This is a genomic window from Novosphingobium pokkalii, from assembly GCF_014652855.1.
Classification (GTDB): Bacteria; Pseudomonadota; Alphaproteobacteria; order Sphingomonadales; family Sphingomonadaceae; genus Novosphingobium; species Novosphingobium pokkalii.
On the sequence record NZ_BMZP01000011.1, the window covers coordinates 28714 to 45036 of the forward strand.

Genomic DNA, 16323 nt, shown 5'->3' on the forward strand with positions numbered 1-16323 from the left:
GCGGATGGATATGGGCGGTTGGGGCCAAATTGCGGACTTTATGAGCGGAGTGAAGCTATCCATTTGCGATGGTATTCTTCTTGGACCGACACCGGAGAAGGTATGACATCGGGGCCGGCTTCAAAGATGCCGACCAACTCTCTCGCTTGGGCCCCGATCTCCATTTTATAGGCTTTTAGGCCGCGCCCCATATCGCGTGCCATGCCGGACGGCCAAACCTGCATGCTTGCTCCATAACAGAATGGGATCAAGCCCTTAGGCTCCAAGCTACGACGCCGCAGCACGAGAAGCGCTTCAAAAAAGTCTCTTTCATCAACTACGTGCGTCTCGCCGCGAACGCTGCAAACCAATCGGCAGGAATTTCCGACGTCACTGCTGACTATGGAGACTTTCTCGTCTTCCTCGCCGCCTATAACGTATAGTGAATGTTCGCTCATGCTCACTCCCAACAACCAGCTAGCATTCTTTTACGTCAGCTTTCCATGGCTTTCAGTCCATTCCTTCGTCATTCCCGCGCAGGCGGGAATCCAGTTTCGGAGTGCCATGAACCGCCCGACGGCTGTCCCTCACGCGCGGTAACACTGGATCCCCGCCTGCGCGGGGATGACGAAATTTGAGGCCCCCCAGCCAGATCATCCTCCGACGCCCCCTGTTTCGACCACCGGAAATCCCGCTTCCGCGCGCAGCCAGTCGGCCAAGGCGTGCACATGCACGTCGCCCCGCCCCTTGGCGCGCACCACCATGGTCAGATGCGCGGCGCCCTCCCACACGCGGTCACCTAAGGGCACCAGTTCGCCCCGCGCCACCCAGGGCGCGGCATAGGCTTGGGCGGCCAAGGCCAGCCCCAGGCCATCGGCCGCCGCTCCTAGCAGGGCGGGAACGGCGGTAAACGTCGGCCCGGCGATCAGCGCATCGCCCTTGGGTGCAGGCAGACCGCAATGCGCCAGCCAGCCCGCCCAATCCACCGGGCCTTCGTCGTGCAGTAGCGGAACGGGTGACCCACCATCGAGGAATGCCGCGCCCGCCTGCGCCAGGGCCGGCGCGGCATAGACGGCGTGGTCCAGACGCAGCAGCACTTCCTCGGGCAAGCCGGTGTCGCCGCCATCGGGCGCGTCGGTCAGAAAGATGTCCAGCTCGGTCGTGTCGAAATCCACCGTCAGGCCCCGGCTGTCGAGCCACAGGTCCATGCCCGGCAGATCGGCCATCAGCCGCCCCAGCCGGGGCTGCAACCAGCAGCCGGCAAAGCCCGCATCGGCATAGACGATCACCGAATTGGCCTTGCGATAGGGCGCCAGGCGGCTGACCCCGCCGCGCAGCACCTTGAGCATGTCGCGCACCGTGCGGTGGAAATCGCGGCCCGCGTCGGTCAGCACCACCTGGCGATAGACGCGGCGGAACAGAGCGTGCCCCAGTGCCTCTTCCAGGTTGCGCACCTGGTGGCTGATCGCCGACTGCGTCAGCCCCAGTTCCTGCGCCGCAGCGGCAAAGCTGCCCAGGCGCGCGGCGGCCTCGAACCCTTCCAGGGACTTGAGCGGGGGAAGCCGGTCGCGCGTCATGGCATCAGGCCAGATCGAGCAGAATCTCGCGCAGCATGCCGAAAATCGTCTCGATCTGCGCGGCCGTGATCATCAGCGGCGGCGAGAGCGCGATGATGTCGCCGGTCACCCGGATCAGCAACCCCGCATCGAACGCGCGGTGAAACGCTTCCATCGCCCGCGCCCCCGGCTTGCCCTCACGCGGGGCCAGCTCGATCCCGGCGACCAGGCCCAGGTTGCGGATGTCGATCACGTTGGGGCAATCAGCCAGGCTGTGCGCCGCCGCTTCCCACTGCGCGGCAAGAGCAGCGGCGTTCTCGAACAGGCCTTCCTCGCGATAGAGCTGCAAGGTGGCCAGGCCCGCCGCCGCCGCCACGGGATGGCCGGAATAAGTGTAGCCATGGAAGAACTCGATGCCTTCCGGGCTGCCGTTCACCACGGTGTCGTGCACGTCGCGGCTGGCAATCACCGCGCCCATCGGCACGGTGCCGTTGGTCAGGCCCTTGGCGGTGGTGATGATATCGGGCGTGACGCCGAAGTATTCGGCCGCCGTCGCCGTGCCCAGGCGGCCAAAGCCGGTGATCACTTCATCGAAGATCAGCAGGATACCGTGCTTGCGCGTGATATCGCGCAGCGCCTGGAGATAGCCCTGCGGCGGCACCAGCACCCCGGTGGAGCCGGCCACCGGCTCCACGATCACCGCGGCGATCGTTTCGGGGCCGTGCAGCGCCACCAGTTCTTCCAGTTCCTCGGCCAGGCCACCATTGCCCGGCTGCATCCCGCGCTGAAACCGCACCGCCTGCCCGTGGGTGTGCGACAGGTGGTCCACCCCCCACACCTGGCTGACGAAGCGACGGCGGTTGCCGCCGATACCGCCCACCGACAGCCCGCCGAAGTTGGTGCCGTGATAGCCGCGCTGCCGCCCGATCAGGCGGAAGCGCGTGTGATCGCCACGCGCGTGGTGATAGGCCAGCGCCATCTTGAGCGCGGTATCGGCGCTTTCCGACCCCGAATTGGTGAAGAACACCCGGTCGAGTCCTTCCGGCATGATCCGCGCCACTTCGCTGGCCAGACGGAACGGCAGCGGGTGGCCCAACTGGAACGTGGGCGCGAAATCGAGCGTGGCGGCGGCCTCGGCAATCGCCGCCGTGATCGCGGCGCGGCCATGCCCGGCGTTGACGCACCACAGCCCGGCCGTGGCATCGAGCACTTGGCGCCCGTCGGCGGTGGTATAGTGCATGTCCCTGGCAGCAACGAACAGGCGCGGGTTCTGCTTGAAGAACCGGTTGTTGGTGAACGGCATCCAGAAATGATCGAGATCGACGCCATCCATGCTGGCCGGATCGAGCAGGGCGGAAGGCAGGGACTGGCTGGCCATGGAAGCTCCTGGGACGGGCGTTGCCGTGAATAGTTTTCAAGCCAGGGTTTGGAAAACCGGGCCTGCACGCGGGAGGGGGAAAAGAAATCCACCATGGTGCACGCCATGCACCAGCGCGATTACGCCACCCGCTGGCGTAGGAAATGGCGCAGTTGCGCAATCGCCGGATTGTTGGCCCGATCGGCGCGGGTGACCATGCAATAGGATCCGATCGCCACGGGTTGCGCGCCGGGCACCGCCAGTTCCACCAGGGCGCCACTGGCCAGATCATCGGCCACCAGATAGCGGTTGGCCAGCGCCAACCCCCGCCCCGCGCGCGCCGCTGCCAGGGCCAGGTGCGCGTGCCACAGCAGCGCGCCGGGCAAAGGCCCATCCCCCGGATCGCAGCCATTGCCGCGCAGCCAGTGGCGCCACTGTTCGTGGTGCTCCTCGTGCAGCAACGGCGCGCCGAGCAGATCGGCCACGCCGCCGATGCCCGCCATCCCTGCCGCCACGGCCGGGCTGGCCACCACCAGCAGCGGCGGCCGGGCGAGCACCAGCGTGTGCAACCCGGGACCGCCCGGCTGCGGCAGCCAGGCATCACCATAATAGCGGATATCCACGTCCGCCTCGAACCGGATCAGGTTGGCGGGCCGATCGGTGGGGCGCAGTTCCACCTGGAAACCCGGCGCGGCCCGTTCAAAGGCGGCGATCTGGGCCGAGAGCCATTGCGTGGCAAAGCCGGGCACGCACCACAGGCGCAGATCGTGAATCTGGCCCTGGGCCATGATTTCCCGGGTGGCGGACACCACGTCGAGCATCGCCGCCGAAACCCGCGCGTGATAGGCCTGCCCCGCTTCGGTCAGCGTCAGCCGCCCGCCCTGGCGATCGACCAGCATGACCCCGAGCCATTCCTCCAGCGCTTTCAGATGGCGACTGACCACGGTGTGATCGAGCCGCAGCAACGCCGCCGCGCGGCGCACGCCGCCCACGCGGCCAACCACCTCGAACGCGCGCAAGGCGGCAAAAGGCGGGATCGCCTTGCCCGCCAGAAAATCGCCGGCTGGCGCATCTTCGCTGTCCCTGCGTTTCGGCACCATACCCCTCATGACTCTGTGCGATCGCATCATAACACGAAAGATTTGGTGCGCCAGATGCACCACCCATGCAGGGAACACCTTTCAACACCGCAGTCTTGCCCATCCTGCGCGGTTGACGGCATCGCCATCACCGGCGATTGAGATCGCAGCATCTTGCCACAGGAGACCGTCCTTGCGCCTTGCCTCCCTTTTCGTTCTCGGCCTCAGCCTCGCCCTGCCGACAGCCCCCGCATTGGCCGAAACCGGCGCGGCCAGCATCGCCAAGCCCGCCAAGCTCGCCAGCAGCGCGGTAACCGCCGCCCTTGCCAGCAGCGCAGCCCACCACAGCAGCGAAGGCGGCGTGGCCGTGTCAGACCTGCCGCAGCTCCATTCGGCCGACAAGAAATTCATGAGCGGCGCCTATGCTGTGGCCGGCCCCAACCACGACAGCTTCACCGGCGAAGGCTATCCGGTGAACGAATTCATGGTGTTCCTCTCGGGCGGCGTGACGCTGACTTCGGCCGACGGCACCGTGCTGGAGGTGAAGGCCGGGGATTCGGTCTCGATCCCCAAGGGCTGGCTCGGCAAGTGGGATTCCAACGGATACGAGAAGTTCTACGTGGTCTACGACCCTGAAAAGCCGGTGGAGTAAGCCACTTAAAGCCCCCTCCTCTTCAGAGGAGGGGGTTGGGGGTGGTGCTGGGCCTCAAGCGGCGGTCAAGGTTTCCACCACCCCCCGACCCCCTCCTCTGAAGAGGAGGGGGAGAGAGGCCTCCCCCTACCTGCCCCTCACGCCGCGCGGACGCGGGTGATCACGTCCTGGAACGCGCGATAGGCATCCTCGCCAAGGTAATTGGCATACTGGCACTTGGCGAGCGCGGCTTCGGGCGGGAAGATCGCCGGGTTGTCGCGATATTCGGCGTCCATCTGCGCCAGCGCGGCGGCATTCGGCGTGGGATAGCGGATGGTGCGCGAAATGTCGGCGCCCGCCTCGGCGCTGAGCAGGTAATTGATGAAGGCATGCGCGGCATCGGGGTTGGGCGCGCCGGCCGGAATGCACAACTGGTCGGATTGCAGGATACTGCCTTCCTTGGGCACAACGAAGGCCAGGTCCTTGTCCTCGCGCATCACCTGGGCAATGTCGCCATTGTATTCGATCACGATATCGCAATCGCCCGACAGCAGGAGATCCTGGCCATTGTCGTCATGGAACGTGGCGATATTGCCTTTCTGGCGGATCAGCAGGTCCTGCACTTTGGCCAGGGTGGCCTTGTCGAACGTGTTCATGTCGGCGCCCAGGTAGATCTCGGTCAGCCGGCACAGATCCGCCGCGTCAGACAGCACGGCGATGCGCCCCTTGTATTGCGGCGAATCCAGCACCCATTTCCAGCTGTCGGGCACGCCCTGGATCTTGGACTTGCGATAGCCGATGCCCAGCACCAGCCAGGTATAGGGCATGGCATATTTGCGGCCCGGATCGAACGGCGCATCCTGGAACCGGGGCAGGATGTTCTTCATGTTGGGAATCTTGGCATGGTCGAGCGGCATCAGCATGTTGGCCTTGGCCATGCGCTGCACGAAATCGTTGGCCGGCACCACCACGTCATAGCCGGGATTGCCGCCGCGCAGCTTGGCAAACAGCTCGTCGTTGTTGGAATAGAGGCTCATGTTCACGCCGATGCCGCTGGCCTTTTCAAAGCCCGACAGCGTGTTCTTGCCGACGTAGGTATCCCAGTTGTAGAAATTGACCATCTGCGCGGGGTGTTTCTTGCACCCCGCCAGCCCGGAAAACGTGATGCCGACCGCCGCCGTGCCGAGGCCAGCCAGAAATCCGCGCCGGGAAGGGTTCACCTGCATCATAGCCCTCATGGTTGGCCCGCTGCGATTTCGGGCATTGCTTTTGCGCACGATATGTGATCACAGGATGGAGGTAAAGCCTTTCATGACGGGTGAACCACAATGGCAATCGACGGCGCATCCCAGGGCAAGCCGGACACGGGGCTGACCCGCCGCACCTTCGTCACGTCCACGTCGGCCACGGCTGCGACCGCCCTGGCCGTGCCGGCGCAAGCGAGCGTGGCCGCGCCTGCCGCGCCGGTGGCCGCCTTGCCCGCGCATCCCGGCGAGCCAGGGGGGTACTACCCCCCCTTGCGCACCGGCCTGCGCGGTTCGCATCCCGGCTCGTTCGAAGTGGCCCATGCGCTGCGCGATGGCCAGGCGGTGGGCCAGGCGCTGGCCGGGCCGGCGCACGAAAGCTATGACCTGGTGGTGGTGGGCGGCGGCATCAGCGGGCTTTCCGCCGCGCTCTTCTACCGTGATCGCAACCCCGCCGCGCGCATCCTGATCCTGGAAAACCACGACGATTTCGGCGGCCATGCCAAGCGCAACGAATTCCGCGTGCGCGGCCACACCCTGTTGATGAACGGTGGCACTGCCGGCATCGAAAGCCCCACGCCCTACAGCAAGGTGGCCGATGGCCTGCTCAAGCGGCTGGGCATCGACGTGCCGGCGCTGATCAAGGCCTATAATGGCGATACCGAAGTGGAAGAAGGTACCTTTGCCGGGCTCAAGCTCGGCCGCGCCGCCTTTTTCACAAAGGAAACCTTTGGCCGCGATGCCCTGGTGCCCATGCCCGATGGTGTGCCGGTGGCCGATGCCCTGGCCAAGTCGCCGCTTTCCGCCGCTGCCCGCGCCCAGATCGGTGCGCTGGAGGCCGGGGCAAGCGATCCCCTGGGCACCATGCCCATGGCCGAACGCAAGGATTACCTCGCGACGATCAGCTATCGCGATTATCTGATGAAGCACGGCGGCCTGTCGGAAGAGGCCATGCTGTTCTACCAGGATCGCCCGCTCGGCTGGTGGTGCGTGGGGGCCGATGGCATCAGCGCGCTCGATGCCTGGGGCACCGGCTTCTTCCCCGGTTTCAAGGGCCTGAAGCTGGAGCCCGGCGGCACCATGCGCATGGGCTATACCCCGCGCGGCTTTGCCAATACCGGCGGCAGCTATGATTTCCATTTCCCGGATGGCAACGCCACGATCGCCCGCCGCCTGGTTGCCGAACTGATCCCCGGCTTCATGGCCCCGGGCCTGAGCGTGGAGCAATCGATCCTGGCGCCGGCCGACTATGCCGCGCTCGACCGGCCCGAAAATGCCGTGCGCCTGCGCCTGTCCAGCATCGCCGTCCACGCCGTCAACCGCGCCCAGGCCGGGGCTGACGTGGTCTATTCCCGTGCCGGAAAGGTCCACAAGGTTGCCGCGCGCCACGTGGTCATGGCCTGCTACAACATGATCATCCCCTACCTCGTGCCCAGCCTGCCCGAGGCGCAGAAGGAAGCGCTGCACGAACTGGTCAAGGAACCGCTGGTCTATGTCAGCGTCGCGCTCGACAACTGGCGCGCCTTCGCCAAGGCCGGGCTGTCCTCGATCCAGTTCCCGCAGGCCTGGTTCCAGGGCGCCGGTCTGGACAAGGCGGTGCCGATCGGCGGCTATGCCGGCCCCAAATCACCCGACGATCCGATCGTGCTGCACATGACCGGCATTCCCCACCAGCCCGGCCTGTCCGAACACGACCAAAGCCGCGCTGGCCGCATGGAACTGCTCGGCACCGACCTAGCCACCTATGAAGAGCGTGTGCGCGATCAGCTCACCCGTGCGCTGGGCCAGTATGGCTTTGACGCCGACAAGGATATCGTCGCGATCACGGTCAATCGCTGGCCCCACGGCTATTCCCCGGAATTCAACGCCCTGTGGGACAAGCACCAGGACGACGATCCGCAAGCCCCCAACAAGATCGCCCGCCAGCGGTTCGGCGCCATCACCATCGCCAACGCCGACTCCGGCCGCGCCGCCTATACCGACAGCGCCATCGACCAGGCCTGGCGCGCGGTGGGGGAATTGCTGGGTTGAGCCGGGTTCAGCCCGGCCCTTCGCTCAGCCCAACCCCTCTCAGCCCAGCCATTCGGCGGTGAGGCTGCCGCGGTGCCCTTCGGGCGCAAGGGCCGCGCGCAGGGCCTCCAGCAGCGGCGGCAAGGCCTGCGTGAAAGCATAGGGCGGATTGACGATGAACAGGCCGGCGCCGTTATAGATGCCGGGCTGGTCGCTGTCGTAGAGCCAGTGCTCCACATCGAGCAGCTTGGGCAGGCCCAGCTTGCGCAACTGCTCCTTCCACCGCCCATGCGTCGCGCGGTCTTTCAGCGGATACCAGATCACCGTGACGCCGTGCGCCCACTTGCGCTGGGCAGCAGCCAGCGTGGCGGTGATCCGGTTGCGTTCGTCGGTCTGTTCGTATGGCGGATCGACCACCACCACGCCGCGCGGGGTGCGTGGCGGCACCATGGCCAGCCAGAGCTCGTAGGCATCGCGCTGATGCACGGCCGCCGGGGTATCGCGCATCGCGCCGCGCAGGGCCTGGACATCTTCGGGATGCTTTTCGTTGAGGATCAGGCAATCCTGCGGGCGCAGCAACTGCGCCAGGATCTGCGGGGAGCCGGGATAGAGCTGCGGCCCGCCCCCGGCGTTCACCGCGCGCACGGCGGCGCGATATTCGTCGAGCAACGGGTCTGTGTCGGCAAAGGCCCGCAGCACGCCCTGCGCGGCTTCTCCGGTGCGCTGGGCCTGCTCGCCGCCCAGATCATAGAGCCCACAGCCGGCGTGGGTGTCGATCAGCGTCAGCGCCCCCGGCTTGTGCTGCAAGGCACGCACCAGGGCCATCAACAGGCTGTGCTTCACGACATCGGCACTGTTGCCGGCATGGAAGGAATGGCGGTAATTCATGGCAATTCAAAAACCCTGGCGATCAACCGTCCGGCACGCTTGCGGGCGCGCAGCATCACACGCTGCGCCCCTCAGCGCCCCTTCCTGGTCACGCTCGCGGTAAAGTCCGGGTCCTTGTTGGCGACCCAGTCCACGAACTTGCGGATCGGCGGATGCGTCAACAGCACGTCCACGTCCAGCCCGGCACGTTGCAGTTCGGAGTTGGTGAAATTGGCGATCAGCGTCTGCTGGCAGATGCCGTGCATTGGCACCACGTCGCGCCCACCCCGGCTCTTGGGCACGGGATGATGCCACACGATCGTGGTCCCGGTGGGCCGGCCGCAGAGCCAGCAGGGCACGGGCGGCGGGGCTTCTTCCTCGGCTTCGGGTTCGTCCATCCAGCCGCCGCGCTTGGCGTGTTTGCGGGCCATCAGAGGTTGAGCCGTTCCCAGTCCTGCATCAGATCGGCGCAATCGCCGATGTCTCCGGCGATGGCATCGTGCAGGCCTTGCGCATCGCCCTTGGCAATCGCCTTGGCCGCGGCCTGGTGATGATCGACCAGCGCCGCCGTGCCATAGCGGCCATAGACCACGCGCATGAACGGGCCGAACTGCATCCACAGGCTTTCGATCATGCGGTTGGCCAAGGGCATCGGCGCGGCGCCATAGATCAGCGAGTGGAAGCGGAAGTTCGATTCCATGTAGGCGTTGACGTCGCCCTCGCCCAGCGCGGCATCAGTCGCCTCGTCCGCCGCGCGAATGTCGCGCAGGCGTTCGGCGTTGATATGCGGCAGGGCGGCAACGGCGGCGACCGGTTCCAGCAGGGTGCGCAGGCGCATGATCTCGTCAAAGCGCTCCAGCGTCATCTTGGGCACCATCACCGCCCGCTTGGAACGGATATCCACCGCGCCTTCGGCAGCGATGCGGCTCAGCGCGTCGCGCACCGGCATCTGGCTCACACCCATCTGCTGGGCCAGGCCGCGCGTGGAAATCCCCACGCCCGGGGCAATCTTGCCGGTGATCAGGCGATAGCGCAGGTCTTCATAGACCTGCTCGCGCAGCGACGAAGTCACTTCGCCCTCTTCCGGCTTGACCACACCAGCCTTTGCCGCGCGGGCCACGCGCGTGGCGGCCGGCTTGGCCACTGCCTTGACCGCAACCGCCTTGGCCCCCGCTTTTACAGGGCTCTTTGCCGTGCCGCCGCCGCTTTTCATGCCTGTCTTTTCCAACTCAACCTGTCTTCGCTTGGGAACCGGCACCGCCATCCGGGATCGTGATCTCGGATCGCGGCCGTCGCTCCTGCCCGTGATGAACCTTTTGCACGCTAAGGCCAAGGGTTTTCGTTTGACGGCCCGAACGGGCAACCCTATCTGTGATCTTAGAACCGACCAGGACCGATCGATGACCACCGTTCGCAACCATGACATCGCCACGCTGCGCCAGCTCGACATGGCGCACCACCTGCCCGCACAATCCAGCTATGCCCTGCAACAGCAACTGGGCGGCAGCCGCGTGATCACGCATGCGCAAGGCTGCACGATCACCGATGGCGATGGGCATTCGCTGCTCGATGGCATGGCCGGCCTGTGGTGCGTGAACGTGGGCTACGGCCGTGCGGAACTGGCCGAGGTGGCCCGCGCCCAGATGCTGGAGCTGCCGTTCTACAACACCTTCTTCCGCACCGCCACGCCGCCGCCGATCGAGCTGGCTGCGCGCCTGGCCGGCCTGCTGGGCGGCGAATTGCAGCATGTGTTCTTCAACAACAGCGGATCGGAATCCAACGACACCGTGTTCCGCCTGGTGCGTACCTATTGGGCGCTGAAAGGCCAGCCGCAGCGCACCGTGTTCATCAGCCGGCACAACGCCTATCACGGCTCCACCGTGGCCTCGGCCAGCCTGGGCGGCATGGATTTCATGCATGTGCAGGGCGGCTTGCCGATCCCCGGGGTGGAGCACGTGATGCAGCCCTACCTGTTCGGCGAAGGCTTTGGCGAAGACCCCGAAGCGTTCGGCGCGCGCGCGGCCGCCGCGATCGAGGAACGCATCCTCGCGGTCGGCCCGGAAAACGTGGCGGCCTTCATCGGCGAGCCGGTGCAGGGCGCGGGCGGTGTGATCATACCGCCGCCCGGCTATTGGCAGAAGGTGGAAGCGATCTGCCGCAAATACGGCATCCTGCTGGTGGCCGACGAGGTGATCTGCGGCTTTGGCCGGCTCGGCGCCTGGTTCGGCTTCCAGCATTTCGGCTTCACGCCCGATATCGTCTCGATGGCCAAGGGGCTGTCATCGGGCTACCTGCCGATCTCGGCCACCGGTGTGAGCCGCGAGATCGTGGAAACGCTGCGCGCCTCGGGCGAGGAGTTCACCCATGGCTATACCTATTCGGGCCATCCGGTCTGCGCCGCAGTCGCGCTGCGCAACCTCGACATCATCGAGCGCGAGGATCTGGTCGGCCGCACCGCGCGCGACACCGGCCCCTACCTCGCCGCCGCCTTGGCCGAGCGCATCGCCCCTCACCCGCTGGTGGGCGAAGCGCGCTCGCTGGGCCTGATCGGCGCGGTGGAAATCGTGGCGGAAAAAGGCACCAACCGGCGCCATCCCGGCGGCGGCAAGGCAGCGCAGATGGTCCGCGACCACTGCATCGCGCGCGGGCTGATGGTGCGCGCCGTGCGCGATGCCATCGTGATGAGCCCGCCGCTGGTGATCACCCATGCCGAGCTCGACCGGCTGGTGGACACGATCAGGGCCGCGCTGGATGCCGCGCAGGCGGATTTGGCTGGGGCTTGACCAGCGCGGGGCCCCGGATCAAGTCCGGGGCGACGATGAAAGCGAACTGATTTCGAAACCGCATTCGTCGCCCCGGACTTGATCCGGGGCCCACGACAAGGCTGGCGGGCCGGTCAGTTCGCCGCACCCAGCACGATGCGCAGCAGGTCTTTCGGGGCATCGGCCATCACGAAATGACCGCCACCCACTTCGTGGTATTCCCAGGCCGGATCGACGCGCACTTGCGCAGCGAAACGCGTGAACGGCGTGGGCTGCCAGCCGGTGGCGAAGATATAGAGGCGGCGCGGCACCTTCGCTTCCTCGCCGGTCAGCCGCACCGCCTCAACCAGAGTCAACAACGGATGCGGGGTCAGCGCCAGATGCGCGAAGCCGGGCAACGGCGCGATCGCGCCGGGCGTGTGTTTCTGCCCGTCGATATAGTGGGCGTGCTCCCACTCGCCGGTCAGATCCCACAACGACTGGCCATCGCCGGGCAGGAAGGCATCGACATAGACCAGCGAATCGATCCGCGCGCCCAGCCGCGCGGCTGCGCCGGTAATGACCATGCCGCCATAACTGTGGCCCACCAGCACGAAGCGATCGAAGCCGGCCCTCGCCACTTCGGCTTCCACGTGGGCAATGTGATCGCCCAGCGTGATGCCGGGATGAAACCGCGCCGCGTCAGCCCCCAGCCCAGGCAGGTCCACGGCCACCACGCGGTGGCCAGCGCCGCGAAGCTCGTCCGCGAGCTGCTCGTAACACCAGGCGCCACACCAGGCGCCATGCACCAGCACGTAGTCAGCCATTGCGCGCTCCTGTCAGGCCGGATGGCGGCGGCGATAGTCCTCGATCCATTCCACGGTCTTGCGCAGGCCGCCGAACGGATAGAAATGCAGGCGCACGCGGCCATGCTGCGGCCCGAGGCCACTGGCAAAGGCATCGACCAGCTTGTCCGGCCCGGCGCTACCCAGCAGATTGCCCAGCGAAATGCCGTATTTCTTCATCACGCTGGCCGAAGCGCCCACGCCGCAGCGCGCCGCGAACGAGAGCAGGCGCTTGATCCCGGCGGGGCCAGGCACGCCGATCCGCACCGGCGCATCGATGCCGCGCGCGCGCAGCTTTTCCAGCCAGACCAGGAAGGAATCGGCATCGAAGCCGAACTGGGTGACGATCAGCGGGGCCATGCCGCGCGCGCTGATTTCGGCCACTTTCTTGTCCAGCACGGCCCAGCATTCCGCCTCGCTCATGTTGGGGTGGCCATCGGGGTGGCCGCCGATGCCGATCGCGGTGATCCCGGCCCGCTCGAACGCGCCGGTTGCGATCAGGGCCGAGCTATCGAAGAACGGCCCCTGCGGCTCGGGCGGATCGCCCGCGACGATGAAGCAGCGGCGCACGCCGGCCTGTTCCACCACGGCCTGGAGATAGGCTTCGAATTCGGGCACGTCGATGATCCGCCGCGCCGAAAAATGCGGCATCGGCTCGAAACCCAGCTCGCGCACGGCCACGGTGGCGGCAATGCGGGCCTGGGCTTCCTCGCCCGGAAGATAGGTGATGGCAACGGGCGTTTCAGGCGGGATCAGCGGGGCCGCTTCGCGCAGGGACTCGATGTCCTTGGCGGTCATTTCCAGCGAATAGCCGTCGGTAATGCCCGCGGGCTCCTTGTCCCAATTGGGATGAATCTGTGCGTATGCCATCCTCTGATCCCTCGCCCATATATCGGTTATCGTTGGGGTAATGCCTCTCCCCACCCAGGGGCAGGGAGAGAACTGTCACGAGGTCCGGTCGCCATTGTGGCCAGACCGAGCCGAGAATGGTGCTGTTTCGCGACCCGGAGCGCAGCGTACTTTAGGTACGTGAGCACCGGAAGCGCGAAACAGTGCCGTTCGCAGGCCGGTATGGGCGCAATGGCGGCTGGGCCTCAACGACCGGTGCGCCAGCCTTCGGCGTAGGCTTCGCGCGCCACGCGGCTGTAAGGCACGGGCGAAACGATCGCGCGCACTTCAAGCTGCTTGTGCGGTTCCACGGTGGTCTTCTTCGTGCCGCCGTTTTCTTCGCCCCACACCACGCGCACTTCGGTGCCGACCGGGATTTCCGGATCGATCGTGGCGAGGCTGAGCGCCTGCTTTTCGTTGTAGGAATAGCCGGTGAACATCGACAGGCCCACGGTCTTGCCGCCAGCATCGACCACGCGGTCATAGTTCGACGAGGCATAGTTGGCGAGCGGCACGTCGAAGAACTTGTACTGGTCGCCATCCGGGTTGAACAGCGAGGCCATGATCTTGGCCATGTCTTCGGGGTGCCAGGCCAGCGTGACCTTCTTGCGCTGCTCGGCCGGGTTCAGGGCCTGAAGCGCTTCCTTGCCGTGGAACTCGTGATCGAACTTCACGAACGAGCCATAGCCCAGTTCCCAGGGGTTGAGGTAATAGTCCTCGATGTTATCCGAAACGAACGAACCACCGATCGAACCGGTTGCTTCATAGCTGTCGGCCGCCAGCCATTCGCGGAAACCCTTGAGCTTTTCGCCGGTGTAGATCGCCGGCAGCGGCGAGGGAATCCAGCCCGATTCCAGCGTGTTGGAGGGGTAAGCGCGGCTACCGCAGGCGATCAGGCCGAATTCCTTGCCCGCTTCCAGAATGGCAGCGCGGATTTCTTCCTGCTCGGCATAGGGGCCCCAGATTTCCAGGCCCGGCGCGCCCGACATGCCGTGGCGCAGCGTGCGCACGGTCTTGCCGGCGATGTTCATGGTGCTCATGTTGAAGAACTTGAGCTGTTCCAGCGGGCCGCCGTGCAGCTTTTCGATCACCGCCCAGGCGTTCGGCCCCTGGATCTGGAAGCGCCATTCCTTGCGGCTGACGGGCTTGCCCATCGGGCGCATCGGCGAACGGTCGTCCAGCTCGATTTCCACGTCATAGCCGCCGGTCGCGCCGTGATAGCGCAGCCAGTTCGAGGCCGGCGCGCGGCCCACGTAGGTGAACGATTCCTCTTCTTCCCAGAAGATGATGCCGTCGCCGATCACGTGACCATAGGGCGTGGTCGGCACATACTGCTTGGCCTTGTTCACGGCCCAGCCCTTGGGGCTGTTGATCATGGTGTCGGACAGCAGCTTGAGCGCGTCCTTGCCGCGAATGTAGAGGTTCACCATGTGGTGCGACTGGTCGAACAGCACCGCCGAGTGCTGCCAGGCCCACTGTTCTGAACGCCAGTTGGAAAACTCCGGCGCCACCACCGGATAGACATAGGCACCCAGCTGCGAGTTGCGCAGCATGCCGACGATGTCGCCATTTTGCTGCAAAAGCTGGTCAAGGTTGGCTGCGGCCATGCAATCTTCTCCCGACTAAAAATGCTTGGTTGAAATTTGTATGCAACACATACAATATCAAATCAGATTCGCAACGGCAAAATCGTCAGGCCGAGGCGAGACAACGACGGGAGAGACACTGACCATGGCCGCACCGCTGATTCTGACCATTTCCTGCACCGACGTGCCCGGCATCGTCGCCCGCGTAAGCGGCACCCTGTTCGAGCAGGGCGCCAATGTGCTGGAGGCACAGCAGTTCGACGACCAGGAATCCGGCCGCTTTTTCATGCGCGTGGTGTTCGATCCGGGCGAAAAGAGCGCCGAAATGCTGCGCACCGCGCTGGAACCGGTGGCGCAGCAATATGGCATGGACTGGAACCTGCGCGACACCACGCAAAAGCGCCGCGTGGTGCTTATGGTCAGCAAGTTCGACCACTGCCTGGGCGACCTGCTCTATCGCGCGCGGATCGGCGAGCTGCCGATGGACGTGGTGGCGATCCTGGGCAACCATCCCAAGGAAGCGCTGTCGATCTCGCTGATCGGCGACATTCCGTATTACCACCTGCCGATCACCAAGGACACCAAGCCGCAGCAGGAAGCGGAAGTGAAGCGCATCGTCACCGAAACCGGCGCAGAACTGGTGGTGCTGGCGCGCTACATGCAGATCCTGTCGGACGATCTCGCCGCGTTCCTGTCGGGGCGCTGCATCAACATCCACCACTCGTTCCTGCCCAGCTTCAAGGGGGCCAAGCCCTATCACCAGGCCCACGCGCGCGGGGTGAAGATGATCGGCGCCACCGGGCATTATGTGACGGCAGACCTCGACGAAGGGCCGATCATCCACCAGGATGTGGAAACGGTGACTCATGCCGACCGGCCCGACGACCTCGTGCGCAAGGGCCGCGACATCGAACGCCGCGTGCTGGCCGAAGCGGTGCGCCTGCACCTCGAAGACCGCGCGCTGCTCAACGGCAACAAGACGGTGGTGTTCAAAAGCTAAGCATTTTCAAGGCAGGTGGGATCACCTGCCGACTCGGAAAATGCGGCAGATAAAAAGGGTAGAGCGCCGGCTTTGACGCAGTCAAAGTCGATCGCGCTCTAACGGGAAAGGAAATGCCATGCAGGTCAACGCCCTCGATCATGTGAACATCATCACCGACCGACTGGCAGAGACCTGCGCGTTCTATGTCGCGCTGCTGGGCCTGGAGCAGCGCGATGCCCCGCCCCCGCTGACGCCGCAGAACGCACAGTGGCTTTACGACAAGCAAGGGCGCGCCGTGCTGCACATCAACAGCACCGATTGCCCGCGCACGTATGACCGCGCGGTGGAGCCGGGCCGGGTGACCGGCGCGATCCACCACGTGGCGCTCAACTGTTCGGGCCATGACACGGTGCAGGCGCGGATCGCAGCGATGGGCCTGGAAGCCAAGACCAACTTCGTCGCGGCGATCGGCCTGCGCCAGATTTTCGTGGCCGATCCCAACAACGTGCTGCTGGAACTGAACTTCTTCGGCGATTAATCCTCCCCGAACCGGGAAGG

Annotated in this window: 16 protein-coding genes; 5 read left to right on the plus strand and 11 right to left on the minus strand. The window is 65.5% G+C overall.

Annotated features, from left to right (window positions below):
- Positions 1–38: 38 nt before the first annotated feature.
- From IE191_RS12570 to IE191_RS12585, 4 genes are all read right to left on the minus strand, one after another.
- Positions 39–437 carry a hypothetical protein gene (locus IE191_RS12570; RefSeq protein WP_191324720.1) on the minus strand — a complete coding sequence of 133 codons (399 nt, stop codon included), beginning with the start codon at positions 435–437 and terminating at the stop codon, positions 39–41.
- A gap of 195 nt (positions 438–632) precedes the next feature.
- Complete coding sequence (locus IE191_RS12575) at positions 633–1556, minus strand: LysR family transcriptional regulator (RefSeq protein ID WP_191324721.1); 924 nt, start codon at positions 1554–1556, stop codon at positions 633–635.
- 4 nt (positions 1557–1560) lie between these two features.
- Positions 1561–2913 (minus strand): omega-aminotransferase AptA, encoded by a 1353-nt coding sequence (gene aptA, locus IE191_RS12580; RefSeq protein WP_229815326.1) that lies wholly within the window; start codon positions 2911–2913, stop codon positions 1561–1563.
- 119 nt (positions 2914–3032) lie between these two features.
- Entirely contained in the window at positions 3033–3989 is a 957-nt protein-coding gene (locus tag IE191_RS12585) for a LysR substrate-binding domain-containing protein (RefSeq protein ID WP_229815327.1), read from the minus strand.
- A 175-nt stretch (positions 3990–4164) separates the two neighbouring features.
- Here IE191_RS12585 and IE191_RS21050 point away from each other — a divergent pair, with 175 nt between their 5' ends.
- Positions 4165–4623 (plus strand): cupin domain-containing protein, encoded by a 459-nt coding sequence (locus tag IE191_RS21050; protein WP_229815328.1) that lies wholly within the window; start codon positions 4165–4167, stop codon positions 4621–4623.
- Positions 4624–4760: 137 nt separating this feature from the next.
- Here the strand turns inward: IE191_RS21050 and IE191_RS12595 are convergent, their stop codons facing one another.
- Positions 4761–5828, minus strand: a complete 1068-nt coding sequence (locus IE191_RS12595; RefSeq protein WP_191324814.1) for an ABC transporter substrate-binding protein — start codon at positions 5826–5828, stop codon at positions 4761–4763.
- A 102-nt stretch (positions 5829–5930) separates the two neighbouring features.
- On the opposite strand from IE191_RS12595, the gene IE191_RS12600 reads away from it, so the two are divergent.
- Positions 5931–7877: an NAD(P)-binding protein gene (locus tag IE191_RS12600; RefSeq protein ID WP_191324723.1), complete on the plus strand. Its 1947-nt coding sequence runs from the start codon at positions 5931–5933 to the stop codon at positions 7875–7877.
- A 39-nt stretch (positions 7878–7916) separates the two neighbouring features.
- Here IE191_RS12600 and IE191_RS12605 read toward each other — a convergent pair whose 3' ends face one another.
- The 3 genes from IE191_RS12605 to IE191_RS12615 form a co-directional block, all read right to left on the minus strand.
- Complete coding sequence (locus tag IE191_RS12605; protein ID WP_191324724.1) at positions 7917–8744, minus strand: 23S rRNA (adenine(2030)-N(6))-methyltransferase RlmJ; 828 nt, start codon at positions 8742–8744, stop codon at positions 7917–7919.
- Positions 8745–8815: 71 nt separating this feature from the next.
- A complete protein-coding gene (locus IE191_RS12610) occupies positions 8816–9154 on the minus strand; it encodes a hypothetical protein (RefSeq protein WP_191324725.1) in 339 nt (112 codons plus the stop codon).
- On the minus strand, positions 9154–9936 hold the full coding sequence (locus IE191_RS12615; protein WP_191324726.1) for a GntR family transcriptional regulator: 783 nt from the start codon (positions 9934–9936) through the stop codon (positions 9154–9156). The genes IE191_RS12610 and IE191_RS12615 overlap by 1 nt, the downstream gene beginning before the upstream one ends.
- A 187-nt stretch (positions 9937–10123) precedes the next feature.
- Between IE191_RS12615 and IE191_RS12620 the strand changes: the two genes are divergently transcribed.
- Complete coding sequence (locus IE191_RS12620; RefSeq protein WP_191324727.1) at positions 10124–11506, plus strand: aminotransferase; 1383 nt, start codon at positions 10124–10126, stop codon at positions 11504–11506.
- Positions 11507–11619: 113 nt separating this feature from the next.
- Here IE191_RS12620 and IE191_RS12625 read toward each other — a convergent pair whose 3' ends face one another.
- The 3 genes from IE191_RS12625 to ligM form a co-directional block, all read right to left on the minus strand.
- Positions 11620–12291 (minus strand): alpha/beta fold hydrolase, encoded by a 672-nt coding sequence (locus IE191_RS12625; protein ID WP_191324728.1) that lies wholly within the window; start codon positions 12289–12291, stop codon positions 11620–11622.
- A gap of 12 nt (positions 12292–12303) precedes the next feature.
- Positions 12304–13179 (minus strand): methylenetetrahydrofolate reductase, encoded by an 876-nt coding sequence (locus IE191_RS12630; protein WP_191324729.1) that lies wholly within the window; start codon positions 13177–13179, stop codon positions 12304–12306.
- A gap of 224 nt (positions 13180–13403) precedes the next feature.
- A complete protein-coding gene (gene ligM, locus IE191_RS12635; RefSeq protein WP_191324730.1) occupies positions 13404–14804 on the minus strand; it encodes a vanillate/3-O-methylgallate O-demethylase in 1401 nt (466 codons plus the stop codon).
- Positions 14805–14928: 124 nt separating this feature from the next.
- Here ligM and purU point away from each other — a divergent pair, with 124 nt between their 5' ends.
- Entirely contained in the window at positions 14929–15783 is an 855-nt protein-coding gene (purU, locus tag IE191_RS12640) for a formyltetrahydrofolate deformylase (RefSeq protein WP_191324731.1), read from the plus strand.
- Positions 15784–15901: 118 nt separating this feature from the next.
- Positions 15902–16303, plus strand: coding sequence for a VOC family protein (locus tag IE191_RS12645; protein WP_191324732.1), 402 nt, complete (start codon positions 15902–15904; stop codon positions 16301–16303).
- Positions 16304–16323: the final 20 nt, after the last annotated feature.

What these genes read in the sequence shown, in the direction of transcription:
- IE191_RS12570 (WP_191324720.1), bottom strand. Translation starts at nt 437, where the DNA reads ATGAGCGAACATTCACTATACGTTATAGGCGGCGAGGAAGACGAGAAA.
- IE191_RS12575 (WP_191324721.1), bottom strand. Translation starts at nt 1,556, where the DNA reads ATGACGCGCGACCGGCTTCCCCCGCTCAAGTCCCTGGAAGGGTTCGAG.
- aptA (WP_229815326.1), bottom strand. Translation starts at nt 2,913, where the DNA reads ATGGCCAGCCAGTCCCTGCCTTCCGCCCTGCTCGATCCGGCCAGCATG.
- IE191_RS12595 (WP_191324814.1), bottom strand. Translation starts at nt 5,828, where the DNA reads ATGCAGGTGAACCCTTCCCGGCGCGGATTTCTGGCTGGCCTCGGCACG.
- IE191_RS12600 (WP_191324723.1), top strand. Translation starts at nt 5,931, where the DNA reads ATGGCAATCGACGGCGCATCCCAGGGCAAGCCGGACACGGGGCTGACC.
- IE191_RS12605 (WP_191324724.1), bottom strand. Translation starts at nt 8,744, where the DNA reads ATGAATTACCGCCATTCCTTCCATGCCGGCAACAGTGCCGATGTCGTG.
- IE191_RS12610 (WP_191324725.1), bottom strand. Translation starts at nt 9,154, where the DNA reads ATGGCCCGCAAACACGCCAAGCGCGGCGGCTGGATGGACGAACCCGAA.
- IE191_RS12615 (WP_191324726.1), bottom strand. Translation starts at nt 9,936, where the DNA reads ATGAAAAGCGGCGGCGGCACGGCAAAGAGCCCTGTAAAAGCGGGGGCC.
- IE191_RS12620 (WP_191324727.1), top strand. Translation starts at nt 10,124, where the DNA reads ATGACCACCGTTCGCAACCATGACATCGCCACGCTGCGCCAGCTCGAC.
- IE191_RS12625 (WP_191324728.1), bottom strand. Translation starts at nt 12,291, where the DNA reads ATGGCTGACTACGTGCTGGTGCATGGCGCCTGGTGTGGCGCCTGGTGT.
- IE191_RS12630 (WP_191324729.1), bottom strand. Translation starts at nt 13,179, where the DNA reads ATGGCATACGCACAGATTCATCCCAATTGGGACAAGGAGCCCGCGGGC.
- ligM (WP_191324730.1), bottom strand. Translation starts at nt 14,804, where the DNA reads ATGGCCGCAGCCAACCTTGACCAGCTTTTGCAGCAAAATGGCGACATC.
- purU (WP_191324731.1), top strand. Translation starts at nt 14,929, where the DNA reads ATGGCCGCACCGCTGATTCTGACCATTTCCTGCACCGACGTGCCCGGC.
- IE191_RS12645 (WP_191324732.1), top strand. Translation starts at nt 15,902, where the DNA reads ATGCAGGTCAACGCCCTCGATCATGTGAACATCATCACCGACCGACTG.